This is a genomic window from Streptomyces sp. MMS24-W38 (genome assembly GCF_059889265.1).
The window spans coordinates 1,995,989-2,013,353 of record NZ_JCBCPP010000001.1 but is presented as its reverse complement, the minus strand read 5'-3'; the positions used below and the strand labels follow the sequence as shown (position 1 = coordinate 2,013,353).

Genomic DNA, 17,365 nt, shown 5'->3' with positions numbered 1-17,365 from the left:
CGCAACGGGTTTTCCTTACATTGGTGTCCGATATGCGGACACGTGCTCCCGATAGATGTGTAACAAGTCCGTTTCGCAGGGATCTTTCACCAAACGCTTTGTCCGGATTTTGGAAGATGTAGGACTCAGCTGTGATCGAACCGATACCTCGGGAGTGTGGTTCGGCCGGTGGCGCATGGCAGATAGTTAGGCGCGTAGAGCTCGGACGAACGGGTCACGCGCTGAAGGCGCCGACTCACGAGCGCGGGGGCACTTGACTATTTCCGACACCGGCGACGGGCGGTGGGCGGTGAGATGTCGTGTGCTCCTCTTTGCGGTGAACCAATGGACTCATGAGGAGGAACCCATGCGCGGTGCCAAGAGCGCCAAGTGGGTCGCGGGTGCGATAGTCGTCGCGCTGGCTGCTACTGCCTGTGGCGGCGGCGACGGCGGCGGCGACGAGGGGAAGAGCAAGGGTTCCGGCCCTGCGGGATACGTCTCGATCGACGTCGGCGAACCGCAGAAGCCGCTGATCCCGGCCGACACCAACGAGTCCAACGGCTCGTACGTCATCCAGGCCCTGTTCACCCAGCTCCTGGACTTCGACGCCAAGGGCGAGATCGTCTACACGAACGCCGAGTCGGTCACCACCGAGGACTCGAAGACGTGGACGGTCAAGCTCAAGAAGGGCTGGAAGTTCCACAACGGCGAAGAGGTCACCTCCAAGTCGTACATCGACGCCTGGAACTGGTACGCCAACATCAAGAACAACCAGCAGAACTCCTTCTGGTTCCAGGACATCAAGGGCTACGACGACGTCCACCCGGAGAAGGGCGACCCGAAGGCCGAGACCATGTCCGGTCTGAAGGCCGTGGACGACCACACCTTCACCATCGAGCTGAAGTACACGATGCCGTACTTCAACTACAAGCTCGGCTACACCACGTGGGCCCCGCTGCCCAAGGTCTTCCACGACGACCCGAAGGCCTTCGGCCAGAAGCCGGTCGGCAACGGTCCCTACACGTTCGAGAAGTGGGACCACAAGAAGCTCATCCAGGTCAAGGCCTGGGACGACTACCAGGGCCCGAACAAGGCGAAGAACAAGGGCGTCCAGTTCAAGGCCTACACGACGCTCGAGGCCGCCTACAAGGACGTCGTCTCCGGCAACCTGGACATGATCCGCCAGGTCGGCCCGACGGACCTGCCGAAGTACAAGTCGGACCTCGGTGACGGCGCCATCGAGCAGCCGTACGCGGCCATCCAGACGCTGACCCCGGCGTTCTACTCCAAGACCTTCAAGGACATCGACCCGAAGGTCCTGCAGGGCCTGTCGATGGCGATCGACCGTGAGACGATCACCAAGACGGTTCTGAACAACACCCGCACGCCGGCCGAGTCCTTCACCCCGCCCGGTGTCAAGGGCAACCAGAACCTGGACACCGACGTGTTCACGTACAACCCGGAGAAGGCCAAGAAGCTCGTCAAGGAGGGCGGCGGCGTTCCGGGCAACAAGTTCACCGTCCAGTACAACACCGACGGTGGGCACAAGGAGTGGGTGACCGCGGTCTGCGAGTCCATCCGCAACGCCACCGGTGTCGACTGCGTCGGCGACCCCAAGCCGGACTTCGCCACGGACCTCGAGGCCCGTGACAACGACCAGGTGAAGGGCATGTACCGCGGTGGCTGGGTCGCCGACTACCCGGTCAACGCCAACTTCATGAAGGAGCTCTACCACACCACCGCCGAGGCCAACAACGGTCGCTTCTCCGACAAGGAGATCGACAAGCTGATGAACGAGGCCGACAAGGCCGATTCCCTCGAAGAGTCGGTGAAGGCCTTCCAGGAGGTCGAGAAGAAGCTGGTCGACCACATGCCGGCCATCCCGCTCTGGTACTACCGCATCAACGGCGGCCACGGTAAGAACGTCGACAACGTCGAAGTCGACTTCCACGGTGACCTCGAAGTGTGGGCCGTCACCACCAAGTAAGAGGATCCTCGGGGATCTTCCCACTCGGCCGTAAGCCCGCCGCCGCTCAGGCGGCGGTGGGAGGTGCGTGGGGCCGTCTCGTCATCGGGAGGCGGCCCCCCACCTGCGTTAACCCCTCACGGAGGCACCTATGGGGCGCTATGTCGCACGACGACTGCTCCAGATGATCCCGGTCTTCATCGGATCAACTCTGCTCATCTTCTGCATGATGTACGCCCTGCCCGGCGACCCCGTCCGGGCGATGATGGGGGATCAGGCGTACGACCCTGCGGTGGTCGCGAGCATCAAGAAGGACCTCGGCCTCGATCAGTCGCTGCTGCAGCAGTACGTGAACTACATGACCGGGCTGGTCCAGGGCGACTTCGGCACCCAGATCGCCAGTCAGCGGCCCATCAGCGACGTCATCGCCGACGCGTTCCCGGTGACGATCAGGCTGACGATCTTCGCCTTCACCTTCGTCACGCTCGTGGGCATCGGCCTCGGCCTCGTCGCCGGCCTGCGCCCCGACACGCTGCGGGACCGCGGACTGCTGACGCTGACCCTGTTCCTCGTCTCCATGCCGTCCTTCGTGCTGGGCTTCCTGCTGCAGTACCTGCTCGCGTTCAAGTGGTCCGTCACCACACCCACGGTGACCGACTCGACGAACTTCTCCCAACTCGCGCTTCCCGCGACCGTGCTGGCGTCGCTCTCGCTCGCCTACGTGGCCCGGCTGACCCGCACGTCGATCGCGGAGAACCTGCGTTCCGACTACATGCGCACCGCCATCGCCAAGGGGCTGCCGCGCCGCCGTGTCATCGGTGTCCACCTGCTGCGCAACTCGCTGATCCCCGTGGTCACCTTCCTCGGCATCGAGATCGGCAGCCTGATGACCGGCGCCATCGTGACCGAGGGCATCTTCAACGTGCGGGGCATCGGTATCGAGATCTACGAGGCGCTCAGCCGGCGTGAGGGCGCCACGGTCGTGGGCATCGCCTCGCTGATGGTGCTCATCTACCTCGCCACCAGCTTGATCGTCGACCTGCTTTACGCGGTCCTGGACCCGAGGATCCGGTATGCCTGACAAGACCATCGAGAAGAAGGTCGACGCCCTTCCCGGGGACACCGCGAGCACCGCGGCCGTCGTCGTCACCGACTCCGGCCCGGCCCCCGACAAGGCGCGCAGCCTCTGGTCCGACGCCTGGCACGACCTGCGGCGCAACCCGCTGTTCCTGGTCTCGACCGTGCTGATCGTGTTCCTGCTGGTGATGGCGATCTGGCCGGGACTGTTCACCAGCGCCTCGCCGCGCGACGCCGACCTGGCCAAGCACTACCTGGGCAAGCCGAACTGGGGTCATTTCTTCGCTCCGGACTGGTTCGGCTACGACGTGCAGGGCCGTTCGATCTACGCCCGTGTCGTCTACGGCGCCCGCGCCTCGATCACCGTCGGTGTGGGAGTCACCCTCGCCGTCACCGTTCTCGGCACGGTCATCGGCATGATCGCCGGCTACTTCGGCGGCTGGACCGACACCCTGCTCTCGCGGCTGACCGACATCTTCCTCGGCATCCCGTTCCTGCTCGGCGCCCTGGTGGTGCTCAACTCCTTCGACGACCGCACCGTCCTGGTCGTCATCCTGGCCCTCGCCTTCCTCGGCTGGACCCAGATCGCCCGTGTCGCCCGCGGCGCCGTGATCACCATCAAGCAGGCGGACTACGTGGTGGCCGCCAAGGCGCTCGGTGCCTCGACGTCCCGGATCATGTTCCGGCACATCCTGCCCAACGCGGTCGCGCCCATCATCGTCGTGGCGACCATCGCGCTCGGCGGCTACATCGCGGCCGAGGCCACCCTGTCCTTCCTGGGTGTGGGCCTCGGTGACACGGCCGTGTCCTGGGGCGGCGACGTGGCGCGTGGACGTGAGCAGCTCCGTATCGCCCCCCACACTCTGATCGTCCCGTCGGTGATGGTCTCGATCACGGTGCTCTCGTTCCTGATGTTCGGCGATGCGGTACGCAACGCCCTCGACCCCAAGCTGCGCTGAGGGAGGCGTACGTGACCATCATCGATGAAACGGCCGGGAGCCCCGCGCCGGACGGCGCCCGGGACGACGGCGGCCCGCTGCTCGAAGTCCGCGACCTGCACGTGGAGTTCCACACCCGCGACGGGGTCGCCAAGGCCGTCAACGGCGTCAACTACTCCGTCGCCGCGGGCGAGACGCTCGCCGTGCTCGGCGAGTCCGGCTCCGGCAAGTCCGTCACCGCCCAGGCCATCATGGGCATCCTCGACATGCCTCCCGGCCGCATCCCCAAGGGTGAGATCCTCTTCCGCGGCCAGGACATGCTGCGGATGTCCAACGAGGAGCGCCGGAAGATCCGCGGCAGCAAGATCGCGATGATCTTCCAGGACGCGCTGTCCTCGCTGAACCCGGTGCTCTCCGTGGGCTACCAGCTCGGCGAGATGTTCCGCGTCCACCAGGGCCTGTCCAAGAAGGAAGCCAAGGCCAAGTCGATCGAGTTGATGGACCGGGTGAAGATCCCGGCCGCCGCGGCCCGGGTCAACGACTACCCGCACCAGTTCTCGGGCGGTATGCGCCAGCGCATCATGATCGCGATGGCGCTCGCCCTGGAGCCGGACCTGATCATCGCCGACGAGCCCACCACGGCCCTCGACGTGACCGTCCAGGCCCAGGTCATGGACCTGCTCGCGGAGCTGCAGCGCGAGTACAACATGGGCCTGATCCTGATCACCCACGACCTCGGCGTCGTCGCCGACGTCGCGGACAAGATCGCGGTGATGTACGCGGGGCGGATCGTGGAGACCGCGCCCGTGTACGAGCTGTACAAGCGGCCCGCGCACCCCTACACCAAGGGCCTGCTCGACTCGATCCCGCGCCTGGACCAGAAGGGCCAGGAGCTGTACGCGATCAAGGGGCTGCCGCCCAACCTGACGCGGATCCCGTCCGGCTGCGCCTTCAACCCGCGGTGCCCGCAGGCACAGGACATCTGCCGTACGGACATCCCGCCGTTGTCCCCCGTCACCGAGCGGGACGGTGGCGAGTTGGCCGGCCGCGGCAGCGCGTGCCACTTCTGGAAGGAGACGATCCATGGCTGAGCTGGAGAAGACGGACGAGGCCGTGGACGCCACCCCCAACGTCACCGAGGTCGAGACGGTCGACGCCGCGACCGAGGCTGAGGTGGTGGCCGCACTCGACGCGCCCGTCGACCGCGGTGAGCCGATCCTCCAGGTGCGCAACCTGGTGAAGCACTTCCCACTGACCCAGGGCATCCTGTTCAAGCGTCAGGTCGGCGCGGTCAAGGCCGTGGACGGGATCTCCTTCGACCTCTACCAGGGCGAGACGCTCGGCATCGTGGGCGAGTCCGGCTGCGGCAAGTCCACGGTCGCCAAGCTTCTGATGATGCTGGAGAAGGCGACCGCGGGCGAGGTCTTCTACAAGGGCCAGGACATCACCAAGCTGTCCGGGCGTGCGTTGAAGGCGGTCCGCCGGAACATCCAGATGGTGTTCCAGGACCCGTACACCTCCCTCAACCCCCGGATGACGGTGGGCGACATCATCGGGGAGCCCTTCGAGATCCACCCCGAGGTGGCCCCCAAGGGCGACCGGCGCAAGAAGGTCCAGGACCTCCTCGACGTCGTCGGCCTCAACCCGGAGTACATCAACCGGTACCCGCACCAGTTCTCCGGCGGCCAGCGCCAGCGCATCGGCATCGCCCGCGGCCTGGCCCTGAACCCCGAGATCATCATCTGCGACGAGCCGGTCTCCGCGCTGGACGTCTCCGTCCAGGCCCAGGTCATCAACCTGATGGAGAGGCTGCAGGACGAGTTCAACCTGTCGTACGTCTTCATCGCGCACGACCTGTCGATCGTCCGGCACATCTCCGACCGGGTCGGCGTGATGTACCTCGGCAAGATGGCCGAGATCGGCACCGACACCCAGATCTACGACCACCCGACGCACCCCTACACCCAGGCGCTGCTGTCGGCGGTCCCGGTGCCGGACCCGGCGGCCCGCGAGGGCCGTGAGCGGATCATCCTCACCGGTGACGTGCCGTCGCCGGCCAACCCGCCGTCGGGCTGCCGCTTCCGCACCCGCTGCTGGAAGGCGCAGGACAAGTGCGCCGAGGAGGTCCCGCTGCTGGCGGTCCCGGAGCGCTTCAAGACCTCGGACACCCCGGCGGCCCACGAGTCGGCCTGCCACTTCGCCGAGGAGAAGGACGTCGTCCACGCGGCCTGACGTCCTCGCTCGACCGCCTGCCCGGAACCCGGCACCCGTTCACAGGGGTGCCGGGTTCCGGCGTCTTCGGACCCGCCCCCTCTGTACGGAGAGCCGCTCATACGTACATACGGCTGGAGTTCCGTCCGTGCAGGTGTCGCACGTACGCGTGATGCTCCTTTTGCGTTGATATGTACGTGTGACGGATCAGTGCACCACCGCGTACGTACGAGGAGGCACTCCATGCGCGGAGCCACGCACGCCGGACGGGCCGTGTGCGCGGTGGCGGCGGCCCTCGCGGCGACGGCCTGCGGAGGGGGCGGGGGCAGCGGTGGTGACACGGGCGCGGTGCTGAGTGCCTCCTGGGGTGACCCGCAGAACCCGCTGGAGCCGTCCAACACCAACGAGGTGCAGGGCGGCAAGGTCCTCGACATGATCTTCCGGGGGCTCAAGCGCTACGACCCGGAGACCGGCGAGGCCCAGGACATGCTCGCCGAGAGGATCGAGACCCCGGACTCGCGGAACTTCACCATCACCGTCAAGGACGGCTGGACCTTCAGCAACGGCGAGAAGATCACCGCGAAGTCCTTCGTCGACGCCTGGAACTACGGCGCCGGTCTGAGGAACAACCAGCGCAACGCCTACTTCTTCGGCTACATCGAGGGCTACGACAAGGTCCACCCCGAGGCGGGCGAGCAGAGCGCCGACACCCTCTCCGGCCTGAAGGTCGTCGACGACAGGAGCTTCACCGTCAAGCTCGCCCAGAAGTTCTCCACCTTCCCCGACACCCTCGGCTACGCCGCCTTCGCCCCGCTGCCCCGGACCTTCTTCGACGACCACGCGGCCTGGGTCGCCAAGCCGGTCGGCAACGGCCCGTACCTGGTCGACTCGTACGCCAAGGGCTCGCAGATGTCCCTGCGCAAGTGGGACGACTACCCCGGCGACGACAAGGCACGGAACGGCGGCGTCGACCTCAAGGTCTACACCGACAACAACACCGCCTACACCGACCTCATCGCCGGCAACCTCGACCTGGTCGACGACGTCCCCGCCGCCCAGCTGAAGAACGTCAGGAACGACCTCGGCGACCGCTACCTCAACACCCCCGCCGGCATCATCCAGACCCTCGCCTTCCCGTTCTACGACGAGGCCTGGAACACGTCCGGCTCGGCGAAGGTCCGCAAGGGCCTGTCCATGGCGATCAACCGCGACCAGATCACCGACACCATCTTCGCCAGGACCCGCACCCCCGCCACCGACTGGACCTCCCCGGTCCTCGGCAAGGACGGCGGCCACCAGGCCGGCCTGTGCGGGGACGCCTGCGAGTACCACCCCGACCAGGCCAAGAAGCTCATCCAGGAGGGCGGCGGCCTGCCCGGCGGCCGCTTCACCATCACGTACAACGCGGACACCGGCTCCCACAAGGACTGGGTCGACGCCGTCTGCAACTCCATCAACAACGCGCTCGGCGACGAACGCGCCTGCACCGGCAACCCGGTCGGCACCTTCGCCGACTTCCGCAACCAGATCACCCAGCAGAAGATGAACGGCCCGTTCCGGGCCGGGTGGCAGATGGACTACCCGCTCATCCAGAACTTCCTCCAGCCGCTCTACTACACCGACGCCTCCTCCAACGACGGCAAGTGGTCCGACAAGGAGTTCGACGGCCTCGTCGACCAGGCCAACGGCGAGACCGGCAACGCCAAGGCCGTCGGCCTGTTCCAGCAGGCCGAGGGGGTCGTCCGCGACAACATGGCCGCCATCCCGCTCTGGTACCAGAACGGCAGCGCGGGCTGGTCTCAGAGGCTGTCCGACGTGAAGCTCAGCCCCTTCAGCGTCCCCGTGTACGACCAGATCAAGGTGAGCTGATCCGCCATGGGACGCTACGTCGTCCGGCGCCTGCTCCAGATGGTCCCGGTGTTCTTCGGGGCCACGCTGCTGATCTTCCTCATGGTGAACGTGATGGGCGACCCCATCGCCGGACTCTGCGGCGAACGGCGCTGCGACCCGGCGACGGCCGCCCAGCTGAAGAAGGAGTTCGGCCTCGACAAGCCCGTCTGGCAGCAGTACCTGACCTACATGGGGAACGTCTTCACCGGCGACTTCGGTACGGCGTTCAACGGCCAGGAGGTCACCGAGCTGATGGCGACCGCGTTCCCCGTCACCATCCGCCTCACGATCGTCGCGATCCTCTTCGAGATCGTCATCGGCATCGCCCTCGGCGTGGTCACCGGACTGCGCCGGGGACGCCCCGTCGACACCGGCGTCCTGCTGCTCACCCTCGTCGTCATCTCCGTCCCCACCTTCGTCACCGGTCTGCTGCTCCAGCTGCTGCTGGGGGTGAAGTGGGGCTGGATCAGGCCGTCGGTCTCCTCCGCGGCACCCCTCGACGAACTGATCCTGCCCGGCCTGGTGCTGGCCTCCGTCTCCCTCGCCTACGTCACCCGGCTGACCCGTACCTCCATCGCCGAGAACCGGCGTTCCGACTACGTCCGCACCGCCGTCGCCAAGGGCCTGCCCCGGCACCGGGTGATCACCCGGCACCTGCTGCGCAACTCCCTCATCCCCGTGGTCACCTTCATCGGGGCCGACATCGGCTTCCTCATGGGCGGTGCGATCGTCACCGAGCGGATCTTCAACATCCACGGCGTCGGCTACCAGATCTACCAGGGCATCCTGCGGCAGAACACCCAGACCGTCGTCGGCTTCGTCACCGTGCTCGTGCTGGTGTTCCTGGTCGCCAACCTCGTCGTCGACCTCCTCTACGCCGTACTCGACCCGAGGATCCGCTATGCCTGAGCAGCACTACGAACCCGATCGCGCCATCGCGGGGGCCGGCATGGGCGGCAGCATGGACCTGGGCGTCGACGAGGCGGAGACACTCGAGCGCACCCCGGACGGCCCGCAGGGCACGCCGCGTTCCCTGTGGTCCGACGCCTGGCGCGACCTGCGCCGCAACCCCGTCTTCATCGTCTCGGCCCTGATCATCCTCTTCCTGGTCGTCATCTCCCTGTGGCCCTCGCTGATCGCCTCCGGCAGCCCCCTCAAGTGCGACCTCGCCAAGGCCCAGGAGGGTTCGCAGCCCGGCCACCCCTTCGGCTTCAACGGCCAGGGCTGCGACGTCTACACCCGCACCGTCTACGGCGCCCGCACGTCCGTCGCGGTCGGTGTCCTCGCCACGCTCGGCGTCGCGCTCCTCGGCAGCGTCCTCGGCGCGCTGGCCGGATTCTTCGGCGGGGTGGGGGACTCGATCCTGTCCCGCATCACGGACGTCTTCTTCGCCATCCCCGTCGTCCTCGGCGGACTGGTGCTGCTGTCCGTCACCACCAGCAACACCGTCTGGCCGGTCATCGGCTTCATCGTGCTGCTCGGCTGGCCGCAGCTGTCCCGGATCGCCCGCGGCTCGGTCATCACCGCCAAGCAGAACGACTACGTCCAGGCCGCGCGGGCGCTCGGCGCCTCCAACTCCCGCCTGGTGCTGCGGCACATCGCGCCCAACGCGGTCGCCCCGGTCATCGTCGTGGCGACCATCGCGCTCGGCACGTACATCTCGCTGGAGGCGACCCTGTCCTACCTCGGCGTCGGCCTGAAGCCGCCCAGCGTCTCCTGGGGCATCGACATCTCCGCCGCCTCCCCCTACGTCCGCAACGCCCCGCACGCACTGCTGTGGCCCTCCGGCGCCCTGGCGATCACCGTCCTGGCGTTCATCATGCTCGGCGACGCGGTGCGCGACGCCCTCGACCCGAGGCTGAGGTGAGTCGCCGTCATGCTGCTCGAAGTGCGTGACCTGCACGTGGAGTTCCACACCCGGGACGGTGTCGCGAAGGCCGTCAACGGCGTCGGCTACGGCGTCGACGCGGGGGAGACGCTGGCGGTGCTCGGCGAGTCCGGCTCCGGCAAGTCGGTGACCGCGCAGGCGGTCATGGGCATCCTCGACGTGCCGCCCGGCCGGATCACCGGCGGCCAGGTCGTCTTCCGGGGCCGCGACCTGCTGCAGCTGAAGGAGAACGAGCGCCGCAGGGTCCGGGGCGCCGAGATGGCGATGATCTTCCAGGACGCGCTGTCCTCCCTCAACCCCGTGCTCTCCGTCGGCGACCAGCTCGGCGAGATGTTCGTCGTGCACCGGGGCATGTCGAAGAAGGACGCGCGGGCCAGGGCCGTCGAGCTGATGGACCGGGTGCGCATCCCCGCCGCCCGGGAGCGGGTCGGGCAGTACCCGCACCAGTTCTCCGGCGGCATGCGCCAGCGCATCATGATCGCCATGGCGCTGGCCCTGGAACCGGCCCTGATCATCGCCGACGAACCGACCACCGCCCTCGACGTCACCGTCCAGGCCCAGGTCATGGAACTCCTCGCGGAACTCCGGCGCGAGTACCGCATGGGGCTCGTCCTCATCACCCACGACCTCGGCGTGGTCGCCGACGTCGCCGACCGGATCGCCGTGATGTACGCGGGCCGGATCGTCGAGTCGGCGCCCGTGCACGACATCTACAAGGCCCCCGCCCACCCGTACACCCGGGGCCTGCTGGACTCCATCCCCCGCCTCGACCAGAAGGGCCGGCAGCTCTACGCCATCAAGGGCCTGCCGCCCAACCTCATGAACATCCCGCCCGGTTGCGCCTTCCACCCCCGCTGCCCGATGGCCCGCGACGTCTGCCGGACCGACGAGCCCCCGCTGTACGAGGTCTCGGAAACGCGGGGGAGCGCCTGCCACTTCTGGCGGGAGTGCCTGAATGACTGAGCCGATCCTGGAGGTGTCCGGCCTGGTCAAGCACTACCCGCTGACCCGGGGCATCGTGATCCGCAAGCAGATCGGCGCCGTGAAGGCGGTCGACGGCGTCGACTTCGCCCTCGGCCGGGGCGAGACCCTGGGCATCGTGGGCGAGTCCGGCTGCGGCAAGTCCACCGTCGCGAGGATGCTGGTCCACCTGGAGCGGCCGACGGCCGGCGCGATCCGCTACAAGGGCGAGGACATCACCCGGCTGTCCGGGAAGGCCCTCAAGGCCGTCCGCCGCAACATCCAGATGGTGTTCCAGGACCCGTACACCTCCCTCAACCCCCGGATGACGGTGGGCGACATCATCGGGGAGCCGTACGAGATCCACCCCGAGGTGGCCCCCAAGGGCGACCGGCGCCGACGGGTCCAGCACCTGCTGGACGTGGTCGGCCTCAACCCCGAGTACGTCAACCGCTATCCGCACCAGTTCTCCGGCGGCCAGCGCCAGCGCATCGGCATCGCCCGCGGGTTGGCGCTGCGCCCCGAGGTGATCGTCGCCGACGAGCCGGTCTCCGCGCTGGACGTCTCCGTCCAGGCCCAGGTTGTCAACCTGATGGACCGGCTCCAAGCCGAGTTCGACCTGGCGTTCGTCTTCATCGCGCACGACCTGTCGATCGTCCGGCACATCTCCGACCGGGTCGGCGTGATGTACCTCGGCCGGATCGTCGAGACCGGCACCGACACCCAGATCTACGACCACCCGACCCACCCCTACACCCAGGCGCTGCTCTCGGCCGTCCCCGTCCCCGACCCGGAGGCCCGCGAGCACCGCGAGCGGATCATCCTCGCCGGCGACGTCCCGTCCCCCACGAACATCCCCTCCGGCTGCCGCTTCCGCACCCGCTGCTGGAAGGCGCGGGAGCGCTGCGCGGTGGAGGTCCCGCTGCTCGCGGTCCCCGAGGCCTTCCGCGAGGCCGGCGGCCCGGCGGCCCACCCCTCGGCCTGCCACTTCGCCGAGGAGAAACAGGTGGTACCGCCGGAGGAGCCCCGCAACGGGCCGGGGTGACGTGGTGCACCCCGGCCCGCTGCCCCGCTGTGCTCAGCCCTCGAGGCCCAGCGAGCGTTTGAGGAAGTCCACCTGGAGCAGGAGCAGGTTCTCCGCGACCTGTTCCTGGGGGGTGATGTGGGTGACGCCCGACAGGGGGAGGACCTCGTGGGGGCGGCCGGTGGCGAGGAGGGCGGAGGACAGGCGCAGGGAGTGGGCGACGACCACGTTGTCGTCGGCCAGGCCGTGCACGATCATCAGCGGGCGGTGCTGCTCGGCGGGGGAGGAGAGGCCCTCGGCGGTGACCAGCGAGCTGTTCGTGTACGTCTCCGGGCGTGCGGCCGGGTCGCCCAGGTACCGCTCCGTGTAGTGCGTGTCGTACAGCGTCCAGTCCGTCACCGGGGCGCCCGCGATGCCCGCGTGGAAGACGTCCGGGCGGCGGAGCACGGCCAGCGCCGCGAGGTAACCGCCGTAGGACCAGCCGCGGACGGCGACCCGGGAGAGGTCGAGGGGATGGGACGAGGCGAGGTCCTGGAGCGCCTCGATCTGGTCGTCCAGGGTGAGCGTGAAGTCGTGGTGGACCGCCTTCTCCCAGGCCGGGGAGCGGCCGGGGGTGCCGCGGCCGTCGGCGACGACCACCGCGAAGCCCTGGTCGGCGAACCACTGCGAGGTCAGATGGGGGTTGTGCGCGGCCACCACGCGCTGGCCGTGCGGGCCGCCGTAGGGGTCCATGAGGACGGGGAGCGGAGCGTCACCGGAGTAGTCCCGGGGCATAAGCACGGCGCACGGGATTTTGCGTGCGCCCCCCTGGGTGAGGGTCACCCGAGGGGACATACCGGGGTCTTCGGCGTACGAGGGGACAGTCGTCGTCGGTTTCCCGTCACGCAGGACCACCGCCCGGGAACCTGGCCGGTCCGGTGTCGCGGAGACGAGCACGGTGACGCCCCCGGCACGTACGGCGGAGTGCACGCCGGGCTCCTGCGAGACGCGCTCCACGCCGAGCTCGTTCACCCGGTAGACGTGCACCTCGCCGATCTCCGGATCGGCCGCCTCCTCGCCCGCCGACGCCGAGACCAGCACATCGTCGTCGGAGACGTCCAGCACGGCCCGGATGTGCAACTGCCCTCCGGTGAGCGGTCGTTCGCCCACGGCGAGTCGTCGTGCACCCCCCTCGTCCGCGATCCGCACCAGTTGCCCGGACGGGCTCCAGCACGGCACCCCGGGGAAAAGTTCAAGCCAACTTGGATCTTCGTCGGCGTGCACCATCCGGGTCGCCCCGGAATCCGGGTCCACCGCCAGGATCAGCTGACCGCGCTGGTCGCGCGCCTGTACGAGCAGCAGCGGCGCCCCCGCCGCTGACCAGTGCACATGCGCCAGATACGGATACCGCGCCCGGTCCCACACGACCTCCGAACGCGCCCCGTCCAACCCGATCACGAACAGCCGCACCTCCGCGTTCGCGGTGCCCGCCGCCGGGTACGCCACCCGCTGCGGCTCCCGCTCCGGATGCGCCGGATCGGAGATCCACCACCGCTCCACCGGCGTGTCGTCCGCGCGCGCCACCAGCAGCCGGTCCGACTCGGGCGCCCACCAGAAGCCCCGCAGACGGTGCATCTCCTCGGCCGCGATGAACTCCGCCAGACCGTAGGTGACGTGGTCCGCCTCGGGCGTCGCCAGCGCCCGGTCGTCCTCCCCCTCCGCCCCGACGACCCGCAGCGCACCCTGCGCGACATAGGCGACGTGGCGTCCGTCGGGCGACGGACGGGGGTCGATCACCGGTGTGGGAGTGGGCAGTTCGCGTGCCGTCCCGGCCTGCAGCTCGGCCGTGAAAAGCCGCCCTGACAAGGCGAAAGAGGCCAACTCCACGGCTGCGTCGGTGGCGTAGCCGACGATGCCGGCGCCCCCCTCACGGCTGCGCTCGCGCCGGGCCCGCTCCTCGGCCGACAGGCGCTCCGAGGCGCCGCCCAGGAGGGCCCGCGGGTCGGCCGCCACGCGCTCCCCACCGCCCTCCGGGTCGAGCACCCACAGCGAGTTCGCCCGGTCCGTACCGGAACCCGAGCGCAGGAACACCACCCGGGAACCGTCGGGTGCCACGGTGAACGCACGCGGCGCGCCGAGCGTGAAGCGCTGGGTGCGGGCGTGCCGTCGGGGGAAGGAGTCAGCATCGGTCGTCATGCCATGACCATATTGGCCATGCGCCCCCTTGTGCGGCCGTGCGCCGACCGATGCGCACGTACGGATAGTTATGATCGTTAGCGCATAGTGGGTATGAACCTGCTGGCTGCTGTGTGGAAGTCCCTGCCCCCATATCCCTACCCCCCCGAGTCCTGGGGTCCTTGGAGGTGAACCGCCGTGGCACTCTCGATTTCGGCGGTGGTGCTGCTGGCGATCATCGTCTTCCTGCTGATCAAGAAGTCGGGCCTCAAGGCCGGGCATGCGGTCGTCTGCATGCTCCTCGGCTTCTACATGGCGTCGTCGACGATCGCGCCCACGATCAGTGAGTTGACGACCAACATCGCGGGGATGATCGGCAGCATCAGCTTCTGACCCGGCCGGCCTCGTCCGGCCCGACTCCACGCCCCGCGGGGGTGCCGACGCGACACGCGGGGACTGACAGGTGCAGGAAGCCGGGCTGCTCGCCGTCATGGGGCTGCTGGTCCTCTGGCTGCTGTGGAGCCTGGTGAACTTCTACCGCATCCCCACGGGCCTGCGGGACGGATCGTGGCGGCGTCCGCTGTGGTGGGTGCGCCTGTGGTCCCTGTCGCTGTTCGTCGGCTTCGCGGCATGGCTCCGGGGAGTGCTCAGTGGCCGGGCTCGACGTCGGCGAAGCATGCGCGTACATGCATCACCAGAGGTACGACAGCGCCTACCTGGCGGCCCACCCCGAGGGGTTCAACGAGCTGTTCCCGCTGAGCAACAAGTGCAACGCGCACTACGACCTGGTCCCGGCCTGGGTGAACCCGACCATCGCGAACTGCGCCGCCTTCGTGCTGCTCGCCACCGCGGTGCTGCTGTGGTTCGGCGCCGCCCGTCTCACCCGATTGATCGGGGAACACCCGCGGTCACAGGCCTGACCACAGGGTGCGGCCTCCGACTCCGGCTCCGCGCACGACCCGCCGGACAGGACCTGGAGCAGGCTGAGGGCCTGCATCGCCTCGCGTTCGATGCGCGAGAGGTCGTGGAGGACGGAACCGGCCTGTACGAGGTTCTTCGCGTCGCCGGATTCGCCTGCTGCCTCGACGAGTGCGGCCACCTGCGTCCAGAGGGTGGCGGCCTCGGCATACAGGGTGTGGCCGGTGCGCAGGTGGCTGCTGTCGATCAGTTGGGCGCACTCGGCGAGGAAGTCCCGGTAGGGATTGCGGAACAGGGCGCCGCCGGTGCCGGCCCTCTCCATGAGGACGGCGGTCCGTGACAGGTCGTCCCGCGGATCGTCGCTGCGTTCCCACCACTTCGGCACTCGCCCGGCGGTCTTCTCGATACCCCGGTGGCCCAGGTTCGCGATGGGCGGGTTCAGGAAGGCGTCGGCGCAGGTCTTGATCGCGGGGACGATCCGGTTCCGCGGTGACGTCGGGCCGCCGGGCGCCGTGAGGGTGAAGGAGCGGTGCCTGGCGGTCATGGGGCCGCGCGCGGCCCTGGCTCCGGCCAGGCCGGCGAGGCCGGTGGAGACGGCTCCGCCCTGCTGGTCGGTGTCCACCAGGTAGGCGTCCTGTTCGTCGTAGCCGTACATGGCCACGACGTGCCCGCCGAAGTGCACCTCGGTACCGAAGTAGTCCAGGTGGTAGCTGTCGAGTTGCAGGCCGACCGGCGTCGAGGGGTGCCGCCACGTTCCGCCATGCCTTGCGCGGGGAGGTGGTCTCCTCGACCAGCAGCCCGAGCCCGAGGGCGGCGGCCAGGTTCCTGGTGAGCTCGAACGGCTTGACCCGGCCTCCCAGGAAGGGAAACCCCATGGCCTTGCTGTCCCAGTAGACGAAGGACAGCCCGGAGCCGAGCCCGAACAGCATGGGTTCGGACAGGTCGATCCCCTCATGCCGCAGCAGCACGCCCAGCGCCGTCGTCTCGCAGTGCTGCGTGCCGCGGGCCCCGACGCCCTTCACCATGGCCATGCCGCTCACTCTCCTCCCCCACCTGCCGACGAGGCCGCAGAGGGAGGTGCCGGATCACCGGGTCCCAGGCACGATCCGCCGGGCAGGTCCTGAGAACCCCTGGCGAAATGGGTTTGGCCGGGCACTCCTGGCAGGGCGATGATCTCTGGTACTCGCGGATGAAGGGGCATCAATGAGCGACAGCGCTTTGAGGGAGCTCATCCGTCTTGCCGATGACGAGGGGAACAGCGTCACCGTCAACGTCCTGGGGTATGACCCCCGGTGGAGCGCCGGGCTCGACGCCGAGGTCGTGGTCGGGACGCCTTTCGTGTCCGGCCGTATTGACTTGGTGCTTTCCACCTCGAAGCTTGAAGCCTGGTCCGACGCGCTGGACAGGCTTGACGCCGGCGAGGATGTCGCATGGATGGAGAGGAGCAGGGGGCCGTCCCTCTTCATCCACCTCACCGGCGAGCGCGACTGTCCGGAAGTAGTCGTCGAGGACGAGTCGGGGTCCATGGTCACCGTGCGGGTGCCCCTCGTCCCGCCGGACGACTGGCTTGCCGACCACCGGCAGCGTCTGCACAAGGTGATGAACCACTGGGTCCCGATGCTGTCAGCGTAGGGAGACAAGTCGCCGCCGACAGATGAGTGCGCAGCCCAGGATGAGGGAGACTCCGTGGATGTCGTCGCGGATCTCCAAGAGGGGGTACGGGGCGTGGGCGAGGGGAAGCATGTGAACGAGAGCACTCGGGACGGGCGCCTCCAGCTCGCGGGGCTGTCCGGCGCTGCGGTGGCGGCACTCCTCGCGGTGGTGCCAGTCGTCGGCTTCGGCTTGAAGGCCAGTCTGCCTTGGTGGTCCGTTGCGGCCGCCGTCTTGCTGACTGCGGTGCTTGCCGGATGGACCGGAGCGCAGATCGGCCGACGCCAAGGTATCCGCAAGGAGGTTCTGGAGCCCGGAGAGAAGGTGGTCGCCACCTACACCGTCCGGCCCCCGTTCACCGAACACACACCGCCCGCGGCGTACCAAGGCCCCCAGTATCAGCTCCGCGTGACTACGCACGGACTGCAGATGTGGGAGCGTTCCGTCTTGCTCTGGCGGCACCCGTGGTCAGAGCTACGCGTGATCCCCGACGGCCCCCGGCTGCGCATCCACCATCAGGGACAGGAGGCCGGGACGCTGCTGTTGGAACAGCCAGGTGCCCTGCAGGAAGTCCTCCTCGCCGCCGGACGGCACGGGGCCGCCTGATAACCGCCTACGGCACGAAGAGACACCGGACGGCCGCGTCATCAACCTGTCCGGCGGCTTCGACGTGTGCGATACCGGGGCGCGCATCCACGTCCCGGGGTGAC

General features: G+C 68.4%; 14 protein-coding genes and 1 pseudogene. 13 read left to right on the top strand and 2 right to left on the bottom strand.

Translation table 11 applies throughout. The features are described 5' to 3' along the window. Positions 1–346 precede the first annotated feature (346 nt). The 10 genes from AC6F7H_RS07840 (at position 347) to AC6F7H_RS07795 (ending at position 11,954) form a co-directional block, all read left to right on the top strand. On the top strand, positions 347–1,966 hold the full coding sequence (locus AC6F7H_RS07840; protein WP_500756106.1) for a peptide ABC transporter substrate-binding protein: 1,620 nt from the start codon (positions 347–349) through the stop codon (positions 1,964–1,966). Between the two features lie 130 nt (positions 1,967–2,096). Further along, complete coding sequence (locus tag AC6F7H_RS07835; RefSeq protein ID WP_500756105.1) at positions 2,097–3,026, top strand: ABC transporter permease; 930 nt, start codon at positions 2,097–2,099, stop codon at positions 3,024–3,026. Next, positions 3,019–3,981, top strand: coding sequence for an ABC transporter permease (locus tag AC6F7H_RS07830; protein WP_500756104.1), 963 nt, complete (start codon positions 3,019–3,021; stop codon positions 3,979–3,981). The genes AC6F7H_RS07835 and AC6F7H_RS07830 overlap by 8 nt, the downstream gene beginning before the upstream one ends. Before the next feature lie 11 nt (positions 3,982–3,992). Beyond that, entirely contained in the window at positions 3,993–5,051 is a 1,059-nt protein-coding gene (locus tag AC6F7H_RS07825) for an ABC transporter ATP-binding protein (RefSeq protein WP_500756102.1), read from the top strand. Next, a complete protein-coding gene (locus AC6F7H_RS07820; RefSeq protein WP_500756101.1) occupies positions 5,044–6,192 on the top strand; it encodes an ABC transporter ATP-binding protein in 1,149 nt (382 codons plus the stop codon). Before AC6F7H_RS07825 ends, AC6F7H_RS07820 begins: the two co-directional genes overlap by 8 nt. A 222-nt stretch (positions 6,193–6,414) precedes the next feature. Then, positions 6,415–8,040: a peptide ABC transporter substrate-binding protein gene (locus tag AC6F7H_RS07815; RefSeq protein ID WP_500756100.1), complete on the top strand. Its 1,626-nt coding sequence runs from the start codon at positions 6,415–6,417 to the stop codon at positions 8,038–8,040. A gap of 6 nt (positions 8,041–8,046) precedes the next feature. Further along, positions 8,047–8,970 carry an ABC transporter permease gene (locus tag AC6F7H_RS07810; protein ID WP_500756099.1) on the top strand — a complete coding sequence of 308 codons (924 nt, stop codon included), beginning with the start codon at positions 8,047–8,049 and terminating at the stop codon, positions 8,968–8,970. Next, on the top strand, positions 8,963–9,928 hold the full coding sequence (locus AC6F7H_RS07805; RefSeq protein WP_500756098.1) for an ABC transporter permease: 966 nt from the start codon (positions 8,963–8,965) through the stop codon (positions 9,926–9,928). The genes AC6F7H_RS07810 and AC6F7H_RS07805 overlap by 8 nt, the downstream gene beginning before the upstream one ends. 9 nt (positions 9,929–9,937) lie before the next feature. Next, positions 9,938–10,912 (top strand): ABC transporter ATP-binding protein, encoded by a 975-nt coding sequence (locus AC6F7H_RS07800; protein ID WP_500756096.1) that lies wholly within the window; start codon positions 9,938–9,940, stop codon positions 10,910–10,912. Next, the gene (locus AC6F7H_RS07795) at positions 10,905–11,954 is read left to right on the top strand and encodes an ABC transporter ATP-binding protein (protein WP_500756095.1); all 1,050 of its coding nucleotides are present in this window, start codon (positions 10,905–10,907) and stop codon (positions 11,952–11,954) included. The genes AC6F7H_RS07800 and AC6F7H_RS07795 overlap by 8 nt, the downstream gene beginning before the upstream one ends. 33 nt (positions 11,955–11,987) lie before the next feature. Here AC6F7H_RS07795 and AC6F7H_RS07790 read toward each other — a convergent pair whose 3' ends face one another. Then, complete coding sequence (locus AC6F7H_RS07790) at positions 11,988–14,108, bottom strand: S9 family peptidase (protein ID WP_500756094.1); 2,121 nt, start codon at positions 14,106–14,108, stop codon at positions 11,988–11,990. A 177-nt stretch (positions 14,109–14,285) separates the two neighbouring features. Between AC6F7H_RS07790 and AC6F7H_RS07785 the strand changes: the two genes are divergently transcribed. Continuing rightward, on the top strand, positions 14,286–14,480 hold the full coding sequence (locus tag AC6F7H_RS07785; RefSeq protein WP_500756092.1) for a hypothetical protein: 195 nt from the start codon (positions 14,286–14,288) through the stop codon (positions 14,478–14,480). 583 nt (positions 14,481–15,063) lie between these two features. On the opposite strand, the pseudogene AC6F7H_RS07780 reads toward AC6F7H_RS07785, so the two are convergent. Beyond that, positions 15,064–16,036, bottom strand: a pseudogene (locus tag AC6F7H_RS07780) (BtrH N-terminal domain-containing protein); the annotation flags it as partial. A 172-nt stretch (positions 16,037–16,208) separates the two neighbouring features. Here AC6F7H_RS07780 and AC6F7H_RS07775 point away from each other — a divergent pair. Together AC6F7H_RS07775 and AC6F7H_RS07770 are read left to right on the top strand one after the other, a co-directional pair. Continuing rightward, positions 16,209–16,637, top strand: a complete 429-nt coding sequence (locus AC6F7H_RS07775) for a DUF5959 family protein (RefSeq protein ID WP_500756090.1) — start codon at positions 16,209–16,211, stop codon at positions 16,635–16,637. Positions 16,638–16,748: 111 nt separating this feature from the next. Continuing rightward, positions 16,749–17,261: a hypothetical protein gene (locus AC6F7H_RS07770; protein WP_500756089.1), complete on the top strand. Its 513-nt coding sequence runs from the start codon at positions 16,749–16,751 to the stop codon at positions 17,259–17,261. Positions 17,262–17,365 lie beyond the last annotated feature (104 nt).